This is a genomic window from Planktomarina temperata RCA23 (genome assembly GCF_000738435.1).
Taxonomy (GTDB): Bacteria; Pseudomonadota; Alphaproteobacteria; order Rhodobacterales; family Rhodobacteraceae; genus Planktomarina; species Planktomarina temperata.
Window position 1 is genome coordinate 2,857,409 of the sequence record NZ_CP003984.1, and the last position, 16,795, is coordinate 2,874,203.

Annotated in this window: 15 protein-coding genes and 1 tRNA gene; 5 read left to right on the forward strand and 11 right to left on the reverse strand. The window is 53.1% G+C overall.

The window, feature by feature from the left end:
- Positions 1-9: 9 nt before the first annotated feature.
- From RCA23_RS13790 to RCA23_RS13825, 8 genes are all read right to left on the reverse strand, one after another.
- Positions 10-579, reverse strand: coding sequence for a LysE family translocator (locus RCA23_RS13790; protein ID WP_236631366.1), 570 nt, complete (start codon positions 577-579; stop codon positions 10-12).
- Positions 580-671: 92 nt separating this feature from the next.
- The gene (locus RCA23_RS13795; RefSeq protein ID WP_044050801.1) at positions 672-2,138 is read right to left on the reverse strand and encodes a TRAP transporter large permease; all 1,467 of its coding nucleotides are present in this window, start codon (positions 2,136-2,138) and stop codon (positions 672-674) included.
- Positions 2,138-2,701 (reverse strand): TRAP transporter small permease subunit, encoded by a 564-nt coding sequence (locus RCA23_RS13800; protein WP_052377202.1) that lies wholly within the window; start codon positions 2,699-2,701, stop codon positions 2,138-2,140. The genes RCA23_RS13795 and RCA23_RS13800 overlap by 1 nt, the downstream gene beginning before the upstream one ends.
- A gap of 85 nt (positions 2,702-2,786) precedes the next feature.
- Positions 2,787-3,827: a TRAP transporter substrate-binding protein gene (locus tag RCA23_RS13805; RefSeq protein ID WP_044050802.1), complete on the reverse strand. Its 1,041-nt coding sequence runs from the start codon at positions 3,825-3,827 to the stop codon at positions 2,787-2,789.
- Between the two features lie 208 nt (positions 3,828-4,035).
- Positions 4,036-4,935, reverse strand: a complete 900-nt coding sequence (locus RCA23_RS13810) for a LysR substrate-binding domain-containing protein (RefSeq protein WP_044050803.1) — start codon at positions 4,933-4,935, stop codon at positions 4,036-4,038.
- 685 nt (positions 4,936-5,620) lie between these two features.
- Positions 5,621-6,724 (reverse strand): mandelate racemase/muconate lactonizing enzyme family protein, encoded by a 1,104-nt coding sequence (locus RCA23_RS13815; protein ID WP_044050804.1) that lies wholly within the window; start codon positions 6,722-6,724, stop codon positions 5,621-5,623.
- Entirely contained in the window at positions 6,721-7,815 is a 1,095-nt protein-coding gene (locus RCA23_RS13820; RefSeq protein WP_201770466.1) for a zinc-binding dehydrogenase, read from the reverse strand. The genes RCA23_RS13815 and RCA23_RS13820 overlap by 4 nt, the downstream gene beginning before the upstream one ends.
- Positions 7,816-8,583: 768 nt before the next feature.
- Positions 8,584-9,462: a LysR family transcriptional regulator gene (locus RCA23_RS13825; protein ID WP_044051605.1), complete on the reverse strand. Its 879-nt coding sequence runs from the start codon at positions 9,460-9,462 to the stop codon at positions 8,584-8,586.
- Between the two features lie 113 nt (positions 9,463-9,575).
- Here RCA23_RS13825 and RCA23_RS13830 point away from each other — a divergent pair, with 113 nt between their 5' ends.
- From RCA23_RS13830 to RCA23_RS13845, 4 genes are read left to right on the forward strand one after another with little or no spacing between them, the layout of a single operon-like run.
- Complete coding sequence (locus RCA23_RS13830) at positions 9,576-10,331, forward strand: class II aldolase and adducin N-terminal domain-containing protein (protein ID WP_044050806.1); 756 nt, start codon at positions 9,576-9,578, stop codon at positions 10,329-10,331.
- A 2-nt stretch (positions 10,332-10,333) separates the two neighbouring features.
- Positions 10,334-11,362, forward strand: coding sequence for a fatty acid desaturase (locus RCA23_RS13835; RefSeq protein ID WP_044050807.1), 1,029 nt, complete (start codon positions 10,334-10,336; stop codon positions 11,360-11,362).
- A 1-nt stretch (position 11,363) separates the two neighbouring features.
- Positions 11,364-12,212: a 3-methyl-2-oxobutanoate hydroxymethyltransferase gene (locus RCA23_RS13840; RefSeq protein ID WP_044050808.1), complete on the forward strand. Its 849-nt coding sequence runs from the start codon at positions 11,364-11,366 to the stop codon at positions 12,210-12,212.
- 30 nt (positions 12,213-12,242) lie between these two features.
- Positions 12,243-12,551: a non-heme iron oxygenase ferredoxin subunit gene (locus RCA23_RS13845; RefSeq protein ID WP_044050809.1), complete on the forward strand. Its 309-nt coding sequence runs from the start codon at positions 12,243-12,245 to the stop codon at positions 12,549-12,551.
- A gap of 534 nt (positions 12,552-13,085) precedes the next feature.
- Here the strand turns inward: RCA23_RS13845 and RCA23_RS13850 are convergent.
- Both RCA23_RS13850 and RCA23_RS16100 read right to left on the reverse strand, forming a co-directional pair.
- Positions 13,086-13,162: transfer RNA gene (locus RCA23_RS13850), tRNA-Met, on the reverse strand.
- A 126-nt stretch (positions 13,163-13,288) separates the two neighbouring features.
- Positions 13,289-14,077, reverse strand: coding sequence for a helix-turn-helix domain-containing protein (locus RCA23_RS16100; protein WP_169701424.1), 789 nt, complete (start codon positions 14,075-14,077; stop codon positions 13,289-13,291).
- A gap of 683 nt (positions 14,078-14,760) precedes the next feature.
- Here RCA23_RS16100 and speB point away from each other — a divergent pair.
- A complete protein-coding gene (gene speB, locus RCA23_RS13860) occupies positions 14,761-15,714 on the forward strand; it encodes an agmatinase (protein WP_044050811.1) in 954 nt (317 codons plus the stop codon).
- Between the two features lie 7 nt (positions 15,715-15,721).
- On the opposite strand, the gene RCA23_RS13865 is transcribed toward speB, so the two are convergent.
- Positions 15,722-16,564 (reverse strand): sugar phosphate isomerase/epimerase family protein, encoded by an 843-nt coding sequence (locus RCA23_RS13865; protein WP_044050812.1) that lies wholly within the window; start codon positions 16,562-16,564, stop codon positions 15,722-15,724.
- Between the last annotated feature and the right edge of the window lie 231 nt (positions 16,565-16,795).

Sequence of the window (16,795 nt, forward strand, 5' to 3'; positions counted from 1 at the left end):
ATGTCGCGTTTAAGCAAATATCAGAATGACTGTGCTGGCCATCAATGCGGCCATCAAAGTCATAAAAGCGCGCCAAACATTTTCGGAACGCAAGAAATCAGAAAGCAAATGGCCAAGTGTTGTCCAAAACAGGCACACACCCAAATTGATGCCCGCGAAAACAACGAACAAGCGCAGTGCTTCTTGATGGGGGGCAAGCCCAATGCCAAATCCTGCTGAGGCCGCAAGCGTGATCGCCCAGACTTTGGGATTTACGGCCTGAAACAGAACTGCCTGACGAAAAGTAAATGGGCACCCATGGTCTTGTGTTCTTTCGGTGCGCCCTGCCAAGGCTGTCTGCCATGCCAGCCACAAAATCCAAAGAGCGGCCCCTATTTGAAACAGCAGTTTTAGTGCCGGTAAGGTCAACAAAAGTGTGCTCAGCCCAAGCGCGCTTCCAGCGGCCAACATGCCAGTCCCAAACGGAACGCCCAGCAGGTGTGGAACCGTAGCCCTGAACCCGAACCTTGCACCCGATGCGGTCAGCATGACGACATTCGGGCCAGGCGAAAACAACCCAGCCAGTACAAACAGAAACAATGGAAGAGTTTCGGCTATCAATAGCTTTCTCACAAACGACAAGGCAGGAGCCGCAACGGTGCCGCACCTGCCAAATATAATCAATCATATGTTTAGTTGAGCAACACTCTGGGAAGCCAAAGCGCGATCTCTGGAAACAGGATCACTAGTGTCAGACCAAACAGTTGCAATATCACAAATGGGATGATGCCGCGATAGATCTGTTGGATCTTTACTTCCGGCGGCGCAACCGCCTTGAGGTAAAAGAGCGCAAAACCAAAGGGCGGCGTCAAGAACGAGGTTTGCAGGTTGATGGCAATCAGGATTGCGAACCAATACACGACATCAAATCGCGAGACATGATCGCCAAAATCCAATTGTGCGATAATGGGTGCGAAGACGGGCAGCACGATCAGCGTGATCTCGATCCAGTCAAAGAAGAACCCCAACACAAAGACCAAACCAAGCAGTAGGAACAACAAACCCCATGGGCCAAGACCCATCGCCTCAACAGTACTGATCACCAGATCATCACCTCCAAGCGCGCGGAAGATGTAGCTAAAGAAGGTCGCGCCGACGAACAGGCCGAAGATCATCGCATTGGTTTGTGCCGTACTGTCAACCACGCCGGACACCGTGCGTTCGAACTGCACCAGCTTTCTCCACAAAGATGTAGCAATAACGGTGGCAGATTGCGTGCTGGCATCTGGCCCCTTAAGTGTGAAGTCCTTAACACCCATCGAGGGCAGGATCACCAGATTGAAGAACCCTAGTAAGATCGCGCCTAAGGCCCCAACGCCAGCCGCCTCTGTCGGGGTTGCAACACCCCCTAGGATCGAGCCAAGCACCATGCCGATCAGGATGACAGGTGGGACAAAGCTGCGCAGGATCATGACCGCTATGCCACCACGCGTTTGCGGGCCTAGAGCCTCAGATATTGGCGGTGCCAAAGACGGATTTATCCAACAGCGAATGACGATATAGCCCATATAAAGCGTCGCCAGAATAAGGCCGGGGAAGACCGCCGCCACAAACAAGTTGCCCACTGAACGTGACAGCAAGTCCGCCATGATCACCAACATGATGGACGGCGGGATTAGAATGCCCAACGTCCCGGAGGCTGCAATTGTGCCGGTTGCAAGGGCGTGATCATATTTGCGTTCGACCATGATCGGCAGGGCCAGCAGGCTCATCATGATGACAGAAGCCCCAATGATGCCGGTGGTAGCAGCCAGAATGGTTCCCATGATGGTCACAGAGAGTGCAAGACCGCCCGGAACACGCCGCATCAGAATTTGAAGGCAGTTCAAAAGGTCGCGCGCAACTCCCGATTTCTCCAGCATCGTGCCCATGAACACAAACATCGGTATCGCTGTCAGGATAAGGTTTTCCATGACACCGCCGAAAATACGCGACGGCAGTGTGGAGAACTGAATGAAGTTAAGTTCATCTGCGACAATACCAATCAGGCCAAAGCCCAGACCAACGCCTCCCAGAACCCAGGCTACCGGAAAGCCGCTGAACAGCAGGAACGCAAGAGCAACAAACATCAACAGCGGGAGGAGTTCGATAATGCCCATCAGTGGCCACCCCCGATTGTCGTTGCTTTCATGTCATCAGGAAGCCTTCCGGCCAGTCCTGCGATTGACTTAATGAGTTGGGATATCCCAGCCAGTCCGATTAGAACGAACAGGATAATCAACCCACTTTTCAGGATCCACAGGTCTGTCAAACCGGTTTGAGATTTTGAAATCTCACCAGACGTGAAAGACCGAACGACATAGGGCCAGGACAACCAGGCCCCCAGAAAGGAATAGGGGATCAATGCAAGCAGGATGCCCGCCACTTCGATCATGTACTTGGTACGGTCCGACAGATTCTCTCGGATCAAATCAATGCGCACGTGGGATTGTTTTGGATAGGCATAGCCCACGACCAAAACGATCAGAAAGCTATGCAGCCAGTACTCCGATTCCTGCAACATTGTTGAGGTCAATCCAAACACCTTGGGTACGCCCAGATAACGTGTAGTCACGTCATAGGTGACAACGAGTACAAGAAGCAGCGCGCACCAAGCGCCCATCTTGGCCATAACCCAGAGAAACGCGTCGATTGCGCGGCTGACCGTCAAAGCGCTTTCCATTGGATACCCCTTCCTTAGTTTTTCGAGTTGAAAATGAGTAAACCCGGCTGACTGTCAGCCGGGTTCTTTGATTAATATCAGCCCATCAATCGAGGTAGGCCAGATCTTTCCAGACTTTGTAGTCAGCACGGAATGCCTGAAGGTTCTTCCACACCCGGTCAAAATCGGGATTTTCCGCAGCCATCCCAACTGCAATCCCGTCCCATTCAGCCTCAAGCGTGTCGAGGAATTCATCTGGCCAACGGTGGGTCGTCACACCTTCAGCACGCATTTCAAGTAGCGCCTTGCCTTGAATGGCTTCACCCTCTGCTAGCTGCGTTGCTACAGTCGCGCGGCATGCCGTCGTGATGATCGCACGTTGCTGATCCGTCATGCCGTCCCAAACGGCCTTATTCACAAGAAGTTCCTGAATGGTCGACTGTTGGTGCCAACCGGGAAAATAGTTGTGTTTGGCCAGATTATAAAATCCAAGGTTCTGGTCGATTGCAGGCATCGAGAATTCGGTTGCATCGATGGTGCCACGCTCCAACGCCGGATAGATGTCGCCACCGGCTAGAAGCTGGGTGTCGACACCCATTTTCTGCATCACCAAGGCACCAAGGCCGTAAAAGCGCATTTTCAACCCTGCCAGGTCCTCTGCTGAATTAATTTCTTCTTTAAACCAGCCGGAGGTTTCCGGCGAGACGATGCCGCAAACTTGTCCGTGGATGCCTACGGGATGGTAAAGTTCGTTCATAAGCTTTTCACCGTCCCCATTCCACATCCATGCCAGATATTCACCTGGGCCTGGACCAAAAGGTACGGCAGCAAACAAGTTCAAGGCCGAGTTTTTAGACCCCCAATAACCCGAGGTTGACCAACCTGCATCCACCGCTCCAGTGGATACATTGTCATAAATTTCTAATGGTGGAATCAGAGCGTTCGGATCATAGAATTTAACCTCAATATCGCCACCAGAGATCAAATTTACAGTTTCTGAAAATCGTACACCGGCTGTACCGAGTTGAGTTAGTGAACCAGCGAATGTCGATGGCATATTAATTTTGATCTTTTCGGCGTATGCCGTTGTGGCCACGACGCAAGCAAGTATAGCAGCACTGGTAATTACTCTGGACGTTCTTTTCATCTTATCCTCCCATAGGGTTTTTTTTGAAGCACAAACTATGGGTAACGCTTGGATAGCCGCTTTCAGGAGTCTCAAATTCCGAATGGGGGTATCACCGTTAGGGATGGCAATATGAAAAAGTGAGCAAAAACCTGTTAATAAGGCAAATTTTGGCCGGTCAGTGATGCCCCAATGTAGCGGTTGACACCGATTGGAAAGAAAAGTTGAACTATTTGTCAGTCAAATTTTGGGCGATCAGATGCTCCACCAAGGCTCGAACGGCGTTAGACACTGCACTCAAGTCTTTAACGGCAAGCTTGAGCGTCCGAACTGCCCAATCTTCATCAATTTCCTGCATCCGCAACTGGGCACTTTCGAGGTAAGGTTCGACGGCTCCGAGTGGCAGCACTGCGATACCTAGACCGGCTTCGACCATCCGACGCACACCATCAAAACTAAGAGTTTCAACACGCGTTTTAAGTGTCAGCCCCTGTTCACCGGCACACACCTCCAGAAAAGCCTGCAATGAGCTGCCACTTTGCAAACCCACCATATCAAGTTTGGCAAACTCAGCGAATTTAACCGGATGGTCAGGCCGGTAAGGATGCTCCTTGCCCATTACCACCACCAATGTATCAAGACGATAGGTAAGAACCTCCAATTCTGGTTCTTCGACCATCCCCGAAAAAATTCCTAGATCTGCCAAACCATCTCGTACGGCGGTAAGTATTTCCTCAGAGGTTCTCTCACTCAGGTCAATCCTTACATCTGGGTAATTCTCTGCAAAACCAGCCAGATCTTCAGGAAGAAATTGCGTGATTGCTGATGTATTTGCCGCAATACGAACTGAACCTTTAGCTCCGGTTGCAAAATCATGCATCTGGTTTTCCATACGTTCCACCAATCGGAATAGGTTCGAGGAATGCCGGGCGAGTTCATGCCCCGCTGGTGTCAACTCAACCCCCCGTGTTTGCCGATAAAACAGTGGAGTTCCAATCTGATCTTCTAAATCTGAGATGCGTTTGCTAATGGCTGAAGCAGCTATGTTCTCAGCTTCAGATGCTTGAGAAATGCTCCCCGTTCTGGCAACGGTCAAGAACATTTTCAGAGTTATCAGATTGTACTGCATGCTACCCCACCATCTAACTGCAAAGGTGCCCAAGGCCCCCCCATATCATACGTGAAGGCCCCTTTAATTGTAGTCTCGTTTTCTTATGGCAGACCTCGCGGATCGATAGGGCTTCACGAAACCTGACTCTATGGTGCTGTAAGACTAATTAAAAGGATGCTGTAAGACGACATGAGAACTCGCATCGTATTGCAGGCACAGCCTAAATCTATGCGCGCAATAATTGACGCCACTCAGCGAGAGCGGCGGTTCGGTTTAACTTGGAATTGATACGTGGATAGAGGTGGCGTTACCAAACAAAATTACCCCCGAATGAATTTACAACACTAATACTAAAGGCCCGTGGTCCGAGACGCGGGGCCTTATGATAGGGGGCCTTGTGTGAGCCTGGCGCGTTTCATCTGTTTGGATTGGGCGCAGTAACCCTGCTGACAGTCCACGGACCGCGGTCCCAGCAAAACCACCCAGCGCAAATTGAGATCAGACAACGCTGAAGGCAGGACATAGGTGCGCGCTCTATGGTCCGCTAGTGTCTAGGCTCAGCTTTAAGTGTTGGGCTAAAGCAGTCATTCATTAAAATTGCGGCGAAGGGCTTTTTGAGCCCACTTTGAGCGATGCTGCAATTTGTTTTAACGGCTGCAAAGTGCAAATTGGTATAATTCTGCGCCCAAACTGCTAGCGTGATTTAAAACGCGGCAACGGGGTCGCCAAAGAGTGCCTCATCTGGCGTGATGCCCAGGCCTGGGCCCTTCGGAAGATCAATATGACCGCCTACAACCTCCAGGCCACTTTCACCGCAATAGTGGCCGTCGATATAGGGCGCTGCCAACCAAACACCTTCCAACAAGTCTGGGCGCACTGTTGCCCCTAAATGGGTGCAAGCCGCTGCAAGGATATCGCCACCCCATGCGTCGTCACATGAGTGCGGCAAATTCCGCGCCGCGCAAATGTCGCGCACCGTCGTCATCGGCTGCAACCCGCCCAGCCTGGTAAGTTTCAGCCCAAAGCCATCAACCAACCCTGAGCCAGCAGCGCTAATCACTGTGTTCACATCATAAGAACTCTCGTCGATGTAAAGTGGGTGGTGAAGCAATGGCCGCAGTTGGCGCAGTTCGTCATTTGTGCTGCATGGTTGCTCCAGAACGAACGGAATATCGGCGCATGAACGGCTGATGTACATGGCATCGCGGGTGCTCCAGCCTCTGTTGGCATCAATGGCAAGACGCATGCCACTGCCTTTGATGGCCTCCCAAACCTTGCGGATCACCTCAACGTCGACTTCTGGTGAATGTGCGCCGACCTTCAATTGCAGTCGCGGGTAGCCTTCTGCGCGTTTTGCAGCTGCTATCCGCCCAGCGTTGTCTGGCGTTTCGATCCCGATCGCGTAATACGAAGGAACGCGGTCCATCGCGGCCCCACCCAACAGATCTGCAACACGAAGTCCAAGGGATTTGCCCAACGCGTCAAAGACGGCAATGTCGATCGCAGCTTTCGCATAGTTATGGCCATGGAGCAGATTATCCATCTGTCGGTGCACGCTAAGCGGCAAGACCTCCGTACCGATCAATCCCGGAGCCATCTCCAATAGGGCTGCGCGCGCCCCTTTGGCGTGGGCTTCGGCATAAACCGGCCCCAGCGGGCATGTTTCGCCCCAGCCGACAACGCCAGTGTCTGTGACCAGTTTCACCAGCGTCGTGTCCAGCGAGAATATCTCACCATATGACATTGTGTATGGGCCATTTTTGACCGGTAAATCATATTGGTAGATATTCAGGTGAGCGATTTTCACGAAGATACCTCCGGCGGGATCAGGACCAGTTTTCCCGTATGCTTCTTTACCAGGAAATCCTCTTGCGCCTGCGCGATGTCACGCAACGGGTACGTTTTGGCAACAACAGGGCGAATTTCTCCGGCTTCGATATAGCTGATCAGATTGGCAAACACTTCATCTTCCTGAAAGGTGCAGCCCATGAGGGTGAGATCCTTGAGGTACAGCGTCCGCACGTCAATCTGCGCGATTGGCCCAGCAATGGCACCAGCGGTTACGTACCGCCCACCGCGCCGCAAGACATCAAGAAAAGAGGGCCATTGTTCCCCGGCAACAAGATCAATCACCACATCAATCGAGCCCGTGCCCAATTCCGCCACCAGATCGACGTTCCGGTCGAGAACCTGATCTGCGCCCAAAGCTCTTACCTCTTCTGCCTTGGCCACTGACGACAGCGCGATGACCTCAGCTCCACGTCGCTTTGCGAGTTGCACAGCGGCTGAGCCAACTCCTCCTGACGCGCCTGAGATCAAGACCCGTTCCGCACCAACGCCTGCGCGATGCAACATGTTCTCTGCTGTTGAATAAGCGCAAGGGATCGAAGCAAGCTCTGCGTCGGTCCAATCGCAGTCGACACGGTGGGTTTCGCGGGCCGGTGCTACAACAAATTGAGCGAAGCCTCCGTCACATTCACTGCCAATCGTCCAACATTCATAGGGGCGAAAATCAACGTAAGTGCGCAACATATTACGGACCAAGACCCGTTCTCCGATACGCGCGTCGCTGACCCCGTCACCAACAGCCACGATATAACCGCAGACATCGGCACCTTGGATGCGCGGGAAGGTCAGCGGCGTGCCTGACCAGCTAGCGTCATCATCGTCCACACTGTCAAAGCCAGTTGCGCCACCGGTATCAGTGCCCTCGTTAACCGCCTTCGAATACCAACCAATACGAGTATTGATATCGGTGTTGTTGATACCTGCCGCAGCAATCTGGATCAGTAACTCACCAGGCTTTGGCTGCGGTATGAGCACATCAGTTCGGTAATCCAATTTTTCCAGGCCGCCGTGACCAGTCAATAAAACCGCATGCATTGTATCTGGTCGCATCAAATGTCTTCCAATCATAAAGCGAGGTAAGCTGGTTTGGTCCAACCATCATAGCAAGGGTGTAGTATTGCCATCATAAGTTACCGACGTCTCTGCAGAACTATTCGTCGCTTTCGCACCGAAGGCTTACATCCCGATCCTCTAATCCTAAAGCTTCTCGACAGAAGCGGCCATTGGAGCATTTGCAGCGAATTCACACTTTGTCCACATAGCAGCCGTTAGTGCTTGGATAGGGCAATGTCTGCTTCTTCAGTTAATGGCAGTAAACAAAACCCCCACCCAATGAATCTACAACGCTAATACTAAAGGCCCGTGGTCCGAGACGCGGGGCCTTATGATGGGGGGCCCCGGTCCATGGTCCTGCGGCTCAACTGTAGCGATCAGGCACAGTAACCCCTGTTATTGGTCCACGGACCGCGGACCGGGCAAAATCATCCAACACCGATTGGGCTCTGGCAACGCTGAAAGCTGGACGTGGGTGCGAGCTCCCCTGTCCGATAGAGCCCTGGTTCTTGGTTCCCGGTCCCCGGGGCTAAGCAAGATAGTCCAGGAACCCCGGGCCAGGTTTCATGTAGCCAGATGGGGAGTGTTTTGTCATCAAGGCCAGGTTACGAAACCGCCCGCCCCGTCTCAAGTTAGTTTGTCTGACAGTACCGTGAGCCTAGACCTACCAGATGCTGCACTATACTTGGATGTCCGCTTTTGCTTTTCACCTACCCGACTGTCCCATGTTAAGATTCATGGCAGTTGCCAAGTTAGGCTGGCCTCTCACATGGTCCCGACCAGCTCACTGTTCAACCAGGCGCTAAAGGCGCGCGATGCTGGCGTTGACGCGTGTTCAGGCGGATCTGACAGAAAATAGGCCTCTGTCAGTGGTGGACAATGATCAAACGGCTGGATGACCCGACCATCGGCGAGGAGATCCTCCGCGAGTGTGTCGTGGACCATGGTTATTCCAGCACCGTGAAGCGCTGCCTGAATTGCAATCACGAATGTTGAGACCAGGGTCACAGAACCATCCCTGTCGAATGGCTGGTTTTGCGATTTAAACCAAGTGCCCCAAGATCCGGTCATCCCCGCGCAGTCGAGCAGTACAGCGGTTTCAAGGTCAATTTCACCTTCCTGATAGCTTGGCGCACAAACTGGAAAGAACCGCTCTTTGGTGAGTTGCTGAGCGGCTGGAGACATGTCCTCTGGACGACCGAAACGGATTTCAACTTGGGCGTTTGCAGCCTGCCTTTCGGGATCCCAGATCGGGGTAACGATGTTAAGCACGATCCATGGATGCGCTGCATAAAGGCGTTTCAGGCGTGGAGCGAGCCAATGCACTGAGAACGCCATATTGCAATGAAGCGTCAGAGTGCGGCCACGGTCGCCTCCTGTAAAGGCGCGCGTGCCGCTCGCCAGCATTTGGAACGCTTCTCGCACTACAGGCAAATAGTTGGCCCCTGCTTCGGTGAGTTCAATCGCTCGGGTTTTGCGCAGAAACAGGTCACGGCCAAGAAAGGATTCAAGGCTGCGCACATGCTGGCTTACCGCGGATTGGGTCAGGTTGAGTTCACTAGCCGCCAAGGTAAACGACAGATGACGCGCGCTGGTCTCAAACGCGCGCAGCCAGTTCAAGGGTGGTAATCCGTCCAACTGCATTCCACACATAACCTATGCATTAGTTGAACTGATGCATTAGCGTAGAATCTATCGTTTGTCAGCCTCTAAAGTGCTTTGGTATAGGTCATTCGGCAGATTGAGGGAGGACCGAGATGCTGGATGTGCAAAAAACCGCAAACCTGGCCTATTGGGAGGAGCGGGTTGATATGGCAGCCGCGTTCCGTTGGGCTGCACGCCTGAACATGCATGAGGGTGTGGCCAACCACTTTAGCCTTGCGGTGAATGAGGATGGCACACGGTTCTTGATGAACCCCAATCAAAAGCACTTCGCGCGCGTCAAAGCCTCTGATCTTCTTCTGCTAGATGCCAACGACCCAACAACAATGGATACGCCCAATGCGCCAGACCCGACCGCCTGGGGGCTGCATGGTTCGATCCATAAACTGTGCTCACATGCGCGCTGTGTCATGCATGTGCATTCGGTCCATGCCACAGTTCTCGCATGTCTCGCAGATAGCACCCTGCCGCCCATTGATCAAAACAGCGCGATCTTTTTCAACCGCACTATGACCGATCACGACTTTGCTGGCCTCGCTTTTGAAGAAGAAGGTCTGCGCTGCGCCGACATGCTCGGCGACCCCAACAAGAAGGTCATGATCATGGGCAACCATGGCGTACTCGTGATCGGTCATACGGTCGCAGATACGTTTAACCGCCTCTACTATTTTGAGCGCGCGGCCGAGACCTATATCCGTGCTCTCCAAACAGGAAAGCCCTTGCGGATCTTATCTGACGAGATTGCTGAAAAGACGGCGCAAGAACTCGAAGACTATCCAGATCAATCCGAGTGCCACCTGGCCGAACTCAAAGCCATCCTCGACGAGGAAGGCTCAAACTACGGGAGCTGACCATGCCTAACTACGTCCCTACAAATGCCGCCTCTTCGGGCGTCAAACTTGACAAGAAGACACTAAAGGCGATTGCCGCCCGCACGGACCGACCTGGCCTGATTTGGCTCGGCCAATGGGTCATCTGTCTGGCTTTGACCGGTGCGCTTGTCATGATGTCGCTCGGCACTTTTTGGGTGTGGCCTGCCATGCTGCTGCATGGCGTTTGTCTTACGGTACCAGCCTATGCGGCGAGTCACGAGACCGCCCATGGCACAGCGTTCCGGACGCGTTGGCTAAATGAAGCCGTGCTTTGGGTGACTTCGCTGCTTTACATGGAGGAGCCCCTGCACCGGCGTTTCACACACACCAATCACCACACGCATACGTGGCACATCGGCAAGGATAGTCAAATGCCGTTTGACACCCCTATGGGCTTTGGCGCCTGGGTGGCAGAGGCTACAGGCTTTGCATTGCTACGCTTTCATTTGTCCGTATTCGGGCTTTTGGCGTTGGGGCGATATACCGACACCCTGCGCCTGGTCGCGCCGGAGCAGGAATTACCCAAGATGACCCGCAACGCGCGGATCATGATCGCAATTTATGCAGCGGTGTTGCTGGCGCCAATCTTTGGAGTCTGGTGGCCCTTCTGGTTATATGTTCTGCCGCGTATCCTGGGCGCACCCGTCATGCTGCTCTTCACACTGATCCAGCATGTCGAACTGCAGGAAAACTCGCCATCAATCCTGGAAAGCACGCGGTCCTTCCGGACAAGCTGGCTTGGACGGTTTCTGTACATGAACATGAACAACCACGTTGAACATCACCTCTATCCACAGGTGCCGTTTCACGCCCTGCCGCGGTTAGCCGAGGCAGTACAGGATCAACTACCAGAGCCGGACCCTGGCTTCTTCCGAACCAATTTCGAGGTGCTGCTGGTGGTGTTTCGCCGGTCATTGGGGCGGCCCACCAAGGCGCCAACCATCCGGCAAGCGCCCCATATGATCACAGAAGGCGGCCCGGTGGTCCGCGTGGCCCAAAGGACCATGTAAAATGAAACGCATCTATGATTTCGGCCGCAACCCCGCACAGCGGAACTATACTGTGACAGACCTGAAGGCCCTTAAAGGGTCGGACCGCAAACTTTCGATGTCGAACCCCGCAGATCGCGACCAGATCACAGCGTGCGTCGATGCTGGGATCGATCTGTTCGTAGTTGGCACGGATCAGATGGAAGACGTGCGCGAGCTTGCCCCGACACACTTCGCCGGAGCGGGTTCCACTTGGGCGCAGTTTGGCTCTGATGACGAGATTGTGGCTCATGCCTTTGAGGCTATGCGTCGCGGTGCGGACATGTATTACACGCTGCGCTCGTTCGATGTGATGGAATGCATGGCGCGCGAAGGGATTCCCGTGCAAAGCCACATCGGCCTAATACCGACATTCAGCCATCATTACGGCGGTCTGCGCGCCTTTGGGCGGACCTCTGAGGAGGCGATGCAGGTCTGGGAGAGGTTGAAGCGCATGGAAGATGTAGGCGTCTTTGCCGTCGAAGTGGAATGCCTGGCGGAAGAGGTGCTCCTTGCCATTAACGACAAGACGTCCGTGGTGACGTTCTCTCTTGGCTCCGGCATGGGCGGTGACGCGATCTTTTCTTTTGTGGCCGATGTCTGCGGCGAGGCAAGCGAAGAAGAAAAACCCCCGAAGCATGCCCATGCCTTTGGCGATGTAGGCCGTCTGCACAAACAGATTCACGAAGAACGTGTGGCAGCCCTTGGCGAGTTTCACCGCGAGGTAGTTGATGGGAACTTTCCCTATGCACCCACCAATATCGGGATGAAACCAGATGAGAAGGACAAGTTCCTCGACGCCCTCGAGGGCTGGACGCCGACCCACCAATGATCCCCAGTCAGAACACCCAGGAGCCAAAAAATGAGCCAATGGATAGACGCCTGCGCGCCCGAAGACATTGACGAAGAAGACCTCATCGCATGGGACCACAATGGCCAAAAGATCGCGATTTACAACACAGAAAAAGGATTCTTTGCTACCGATCTGATGTGCACCCATGAGGAACAGAGCCTAGAGGATGGGCTGGTTATCGACTGCGTGATCGAATGCCCCCTTCATGGCGGTCGGTTCGACATATGTAGCGGCAAAGCTTTGTCCTCGCCCGTAACTGTCGACCTCAAGACCTATCCGGTCGAACTGCGCGACGGCCGCATCTGGGTTCAGGTCTAGCCCCACATGGCATCAAACCAGTAAAGGATGCTGTCAGACGAATGAGAACTCGCATCGAATTAATGGCGCAGCCTGAACCTATGCGCTCAATAATTGACGTCACTCGGTGAGATCAGCGGCTCGGTTCAGCTTGAAATTAGAGCATGAATAGAGATAACCACCTCAAACAAAACCCCCTCCCAATGAATCCACCACCCCAACACTAAAGGCCCGAGGTGCGAGGCGCGGGGCCTTGGGATAGGGGGCCTTGTGTGAGCCTGGCGCGTTTCATCTGTTTGGATTAGGCTAAGTAACCCCCCAAACAAGATGGCCGACACCTCACAGGAATGCTTAGCTCGGGGAACGGTCAAGCTATGATTGGTACGGGAGTATTCACAGCAGATTAAGCTTTATAATTTGCTTTTCCCTCGATCAGAGATTCGACGGACATCAGGGAATGTTAAAAAGTGGCAATGAACGCGGCAATTATTCTGTGATGCAAATAGGCCTTAAAACGCAAAAAACGCTAACCTATTGAGCTAGCGTCAATTACTTTGGTTGCGGGAGTAGGATTTGAACCTACGACCTTCAGGTTATGAGCCTGACGAGCTACCGGGCTGCTCCATCCCGCGCCAAGTTCCTGATAGCTAGACCCTCGCCACGCAAACCACAAGGGGTAAATCGTAGATTTTTACCTCTCAAATCAATTTTCCGCAAAGAGCTGCGCAGAGCGTTTCGAGCATGTCGCAGACTCAAGCTCAAACAGTGTGGACCTGAAAATTTGGACCCTCCAGTATGTCGCGAATCATAGTGGAGACGCGCGGTGATGTCTTTCGGACCAAGCCGCTGGCTTTTAGCCCCGCCCTAAGATCTGTGCCAAGTCCAAGGCGGCGCCAGAGGCGCGCTTTATATAGGATTTCATTTGTATCTATATGGGTCGACATCATGCGGCTCGGGAGCAGATCCGTATGCTTCCAGTCCCGAATTGAAATGATCTCCGACACCAAAGGCCCAGCCAAGGGTTTTGAATAGGACTGAATAAATACGTTATGTTCAAACTTCGCCGCCTGCCCGCCACCTTTGAACAATATTCGATTGCCCAAAAGCGGTTCGCGCCCTCGGATGATGTAGCGCAAAAAGGTTGAATCCTCACGCGAAAACACGCGACAAAATGCAATCATATAGTGATCCGGCCAGGTCTTCGTGTTGAAATATATTAAATAATCTCCGCGAAACCGTTCTAAAAGGCGCGACGACTGGCGAAAATAAGCATCCAGTGGAAACTCCAAGGTTCGCTGCGCAGGCCCCTGTTTGAGCAAAGACACCTTGCGATATTTCTGAGAAAATTCGATGTGCGGCAACTCAAAATCTGCGGCTTGCACATTGAAATAATCACAAATGGCGATCAAATTATGGGTATTGGGATAGGACTTATTGTTCACATAGCGCCCGAATTGCTGACGGTTTATCCCCAATTCGCGGGCAACAAAGGATACAGATTTCCGCAGACCGCAGAGCCATCTCAGATTCTCGCCAAATTCAGTCATAAAATTCGCCCAAATTAAAAAATCATGATCGGATAAACGCATAAAATACAGCGCCTATATTTTCCAACTCCCACCACATTGCAATGCTTTTGCTATATACCGCGTAGTTTTGTCGTTTCAGTAGGGATGATTTTGAGCGTTTTTGCTCAAATTGTGCAGCCAAATGATCTATTGGCAGCCTCCAAAGCAGAGGCCGTGCACTGCGCCAACACTGGCGCAAAATAAGTTGTGAAAGAAAGGTGAATAAATGACCTGCCAATGCAATTTAAACAGGTAATTTAAGCGCATTCGCACAAATTTGTATACTATAGCGCAATTACATTAGCCGAAAGCTTCCTTTAGCGGTGTCAGTGTAGCGCGCAATGAGGCAAAGGCGGGTGGGACGAAATAGGCAAGGCCACGCCATATGGCACCGGCCTCACTGTCGCATCTCTTACGTGATCCTGACCTCATCACCTGCTGCAGCCCCTTTTGGAAGGGGACAAGAACATACAGTTCCCACACCGGAGTGGATGAGGCCAGCCTTGCCTGCCAAACCCTCCGCAAACTGGGATAGAACGCGTCTGTGGCCACCCTCACCTACGCCCGCCGCAGGCGCGTTCACTCTTTTCGCTCCAATTTTTCATCGACATTTTCAGCCCAATCGCACAACACTGGTCCAGTAAAAGCGAAACGGAGCCTCTATGTCAGATCATGGTTATGAAGCCGGGCGGCTGAACTTGCCTTTTGTTGGAATTTCCACCTTTGGCAAACGCCCCTATGTCGCAGATTGGGATGCGATTGAGGCCGATGTGGCAATTTTGGGTGCTCCCTTCGATTTTGGCACCCAATGGCGCCCCGGTGCGCGCTTCGGTCCGCGCGCAGTCCGCGAAGCCTCAACTCTATTTTCTTTCGGTCATGCCGGTGCCTATGACCATGAGGATGACGCGACATACCTCGCAAGCGATGTGCGTATCGTTGATTTGGGTGATGCCGATATCATCCATACGAAAACGGATGAAAGCCATGCCAATATTGAATTTGGTGTGCGCAAGATTTTGGCCGCCGGCGCGCTGCCAGTGGTGATCGGCGGGGATCATTCCATCAATATCCCCTGCATCAACGCCTTTTCCGAGCAAGAGCCCGTGCATGTGGTTCAGATTGACGCCCATTTGGATTTTGTGGACAGCCGTCATGGGGTGACTGCGGGCCATGGCAATCCCATGCGCCGCGCAATTGAAAAACCATGGGTCTGTGGCATGACACAGCTGGGCATTCGCAACGTCAGCTCCACCGCGAAAGAAGGCTATGATGACGCAAGGGCCCGCGGGTCTGACATCCTGTCGGTGCGGCAAGTGCGAGCATTAGGGCTTGAGGCCGTGCTGGCGCGAATCCCCGCCGGAGCGCGCTATTATGTCACCATCGATATCGACGCCTTCTGCCCCTCCATCGCCCCGGGCACCGGCACGCCAAGCCATGGCGGGTTTCTCTATTACGACGTGTTGGAAATTTTACAGGGTCTGGCCCAGCGCGGGCATGTCGCCGGGATTGATCTGGTTGAAGTGGCACCGGCCTATGACCCAACGGACAGCACACAAATTCTGGCAGCGCAATTGCTCTTGAATTTCATCGGCTTTATTTTTCACCAAAGGCGATGAGCGGCTTTTAACGATCGCCGCCGAGCTCTTGCCAAATCTCTGCGACCCAAGCTTTAATCTGCAAAGCCTCTTCCCAGCGGTTGGACATCTCGCGCCCCTGAGCATCGGTCATCGCATATTCTGGCGGGCCAAGCTCGCATAGGAAGATGCAATCACCCTCCGCGCGCGCACGCCAATCTTGCATCCCTTCGCGCCACCAGCCTTTGAACAGTTCAACCCATTTTTGGTGCTGCGGAAAATCCAATTGCAGTTGAATTTGCTGACGACTGGCCACCCGGCCTTGAAAACTGTCTGAGCGCTGCAAAATGCGGCTGATCAATCCCATGTCACGTTCCGAAAGAGGAAACCAAAATTCGCGGTCCACCACATAGTGGCTCAAGTCCGCACATATCCGCATCTCCGGGATGGCATCAAGCAGGCAAAGTGTGGAATAAAGATCATTGGTGATGCAATTGCGGTGGGTTTCAAATTGTACGGGAACGCCAATCTCATCGGCCATATCCATCCATTGCCGGATCACGGGGATCATCCCATCAACGCTAAGTGGCATCACCTGACCAATCACATCCACGAAAGGGCTGCCAAAATCCTTTGCCATCACCAGCGTTTCGCGCAGGCTTTCAACACTCTTGGGAAAGGCAACGATCAAAGGCGTTAGGCCATAACGCTCCATATGCGGCCTTACCTCATGGGCTTGCGCCACATCACCGGCCCCCAGATCAATCGCCATCCCGTCGTAACCGGCCTCGGCCACCATTTCGCAGACCTGCTCATAGGGCAGTTTAATCCCTGTTTGATCGTGCGGCTGCATGGCCCAAAGGCTGGTGAAGGTTTTGAGAGTCTGTGTCATCTGGTCAGCCTGCAATGAGTTCCTAGGTGAGGCAAGCAATTTTCACGCATCCGGCCGCAGCCCGGCCCGAACTGACAGGCAATGGTAAAAACGCCATTTCAACACGAAATGAGGGCAGCGCCTGCCTGGGCGGGCGCATATGTTTGGTGGTGACATCACTGCAAAATTTGAGCAATAGCCATAGATAACAGAATGCCCAGATGGTGACAGCCCGGTGTTGCCACCGGGCAA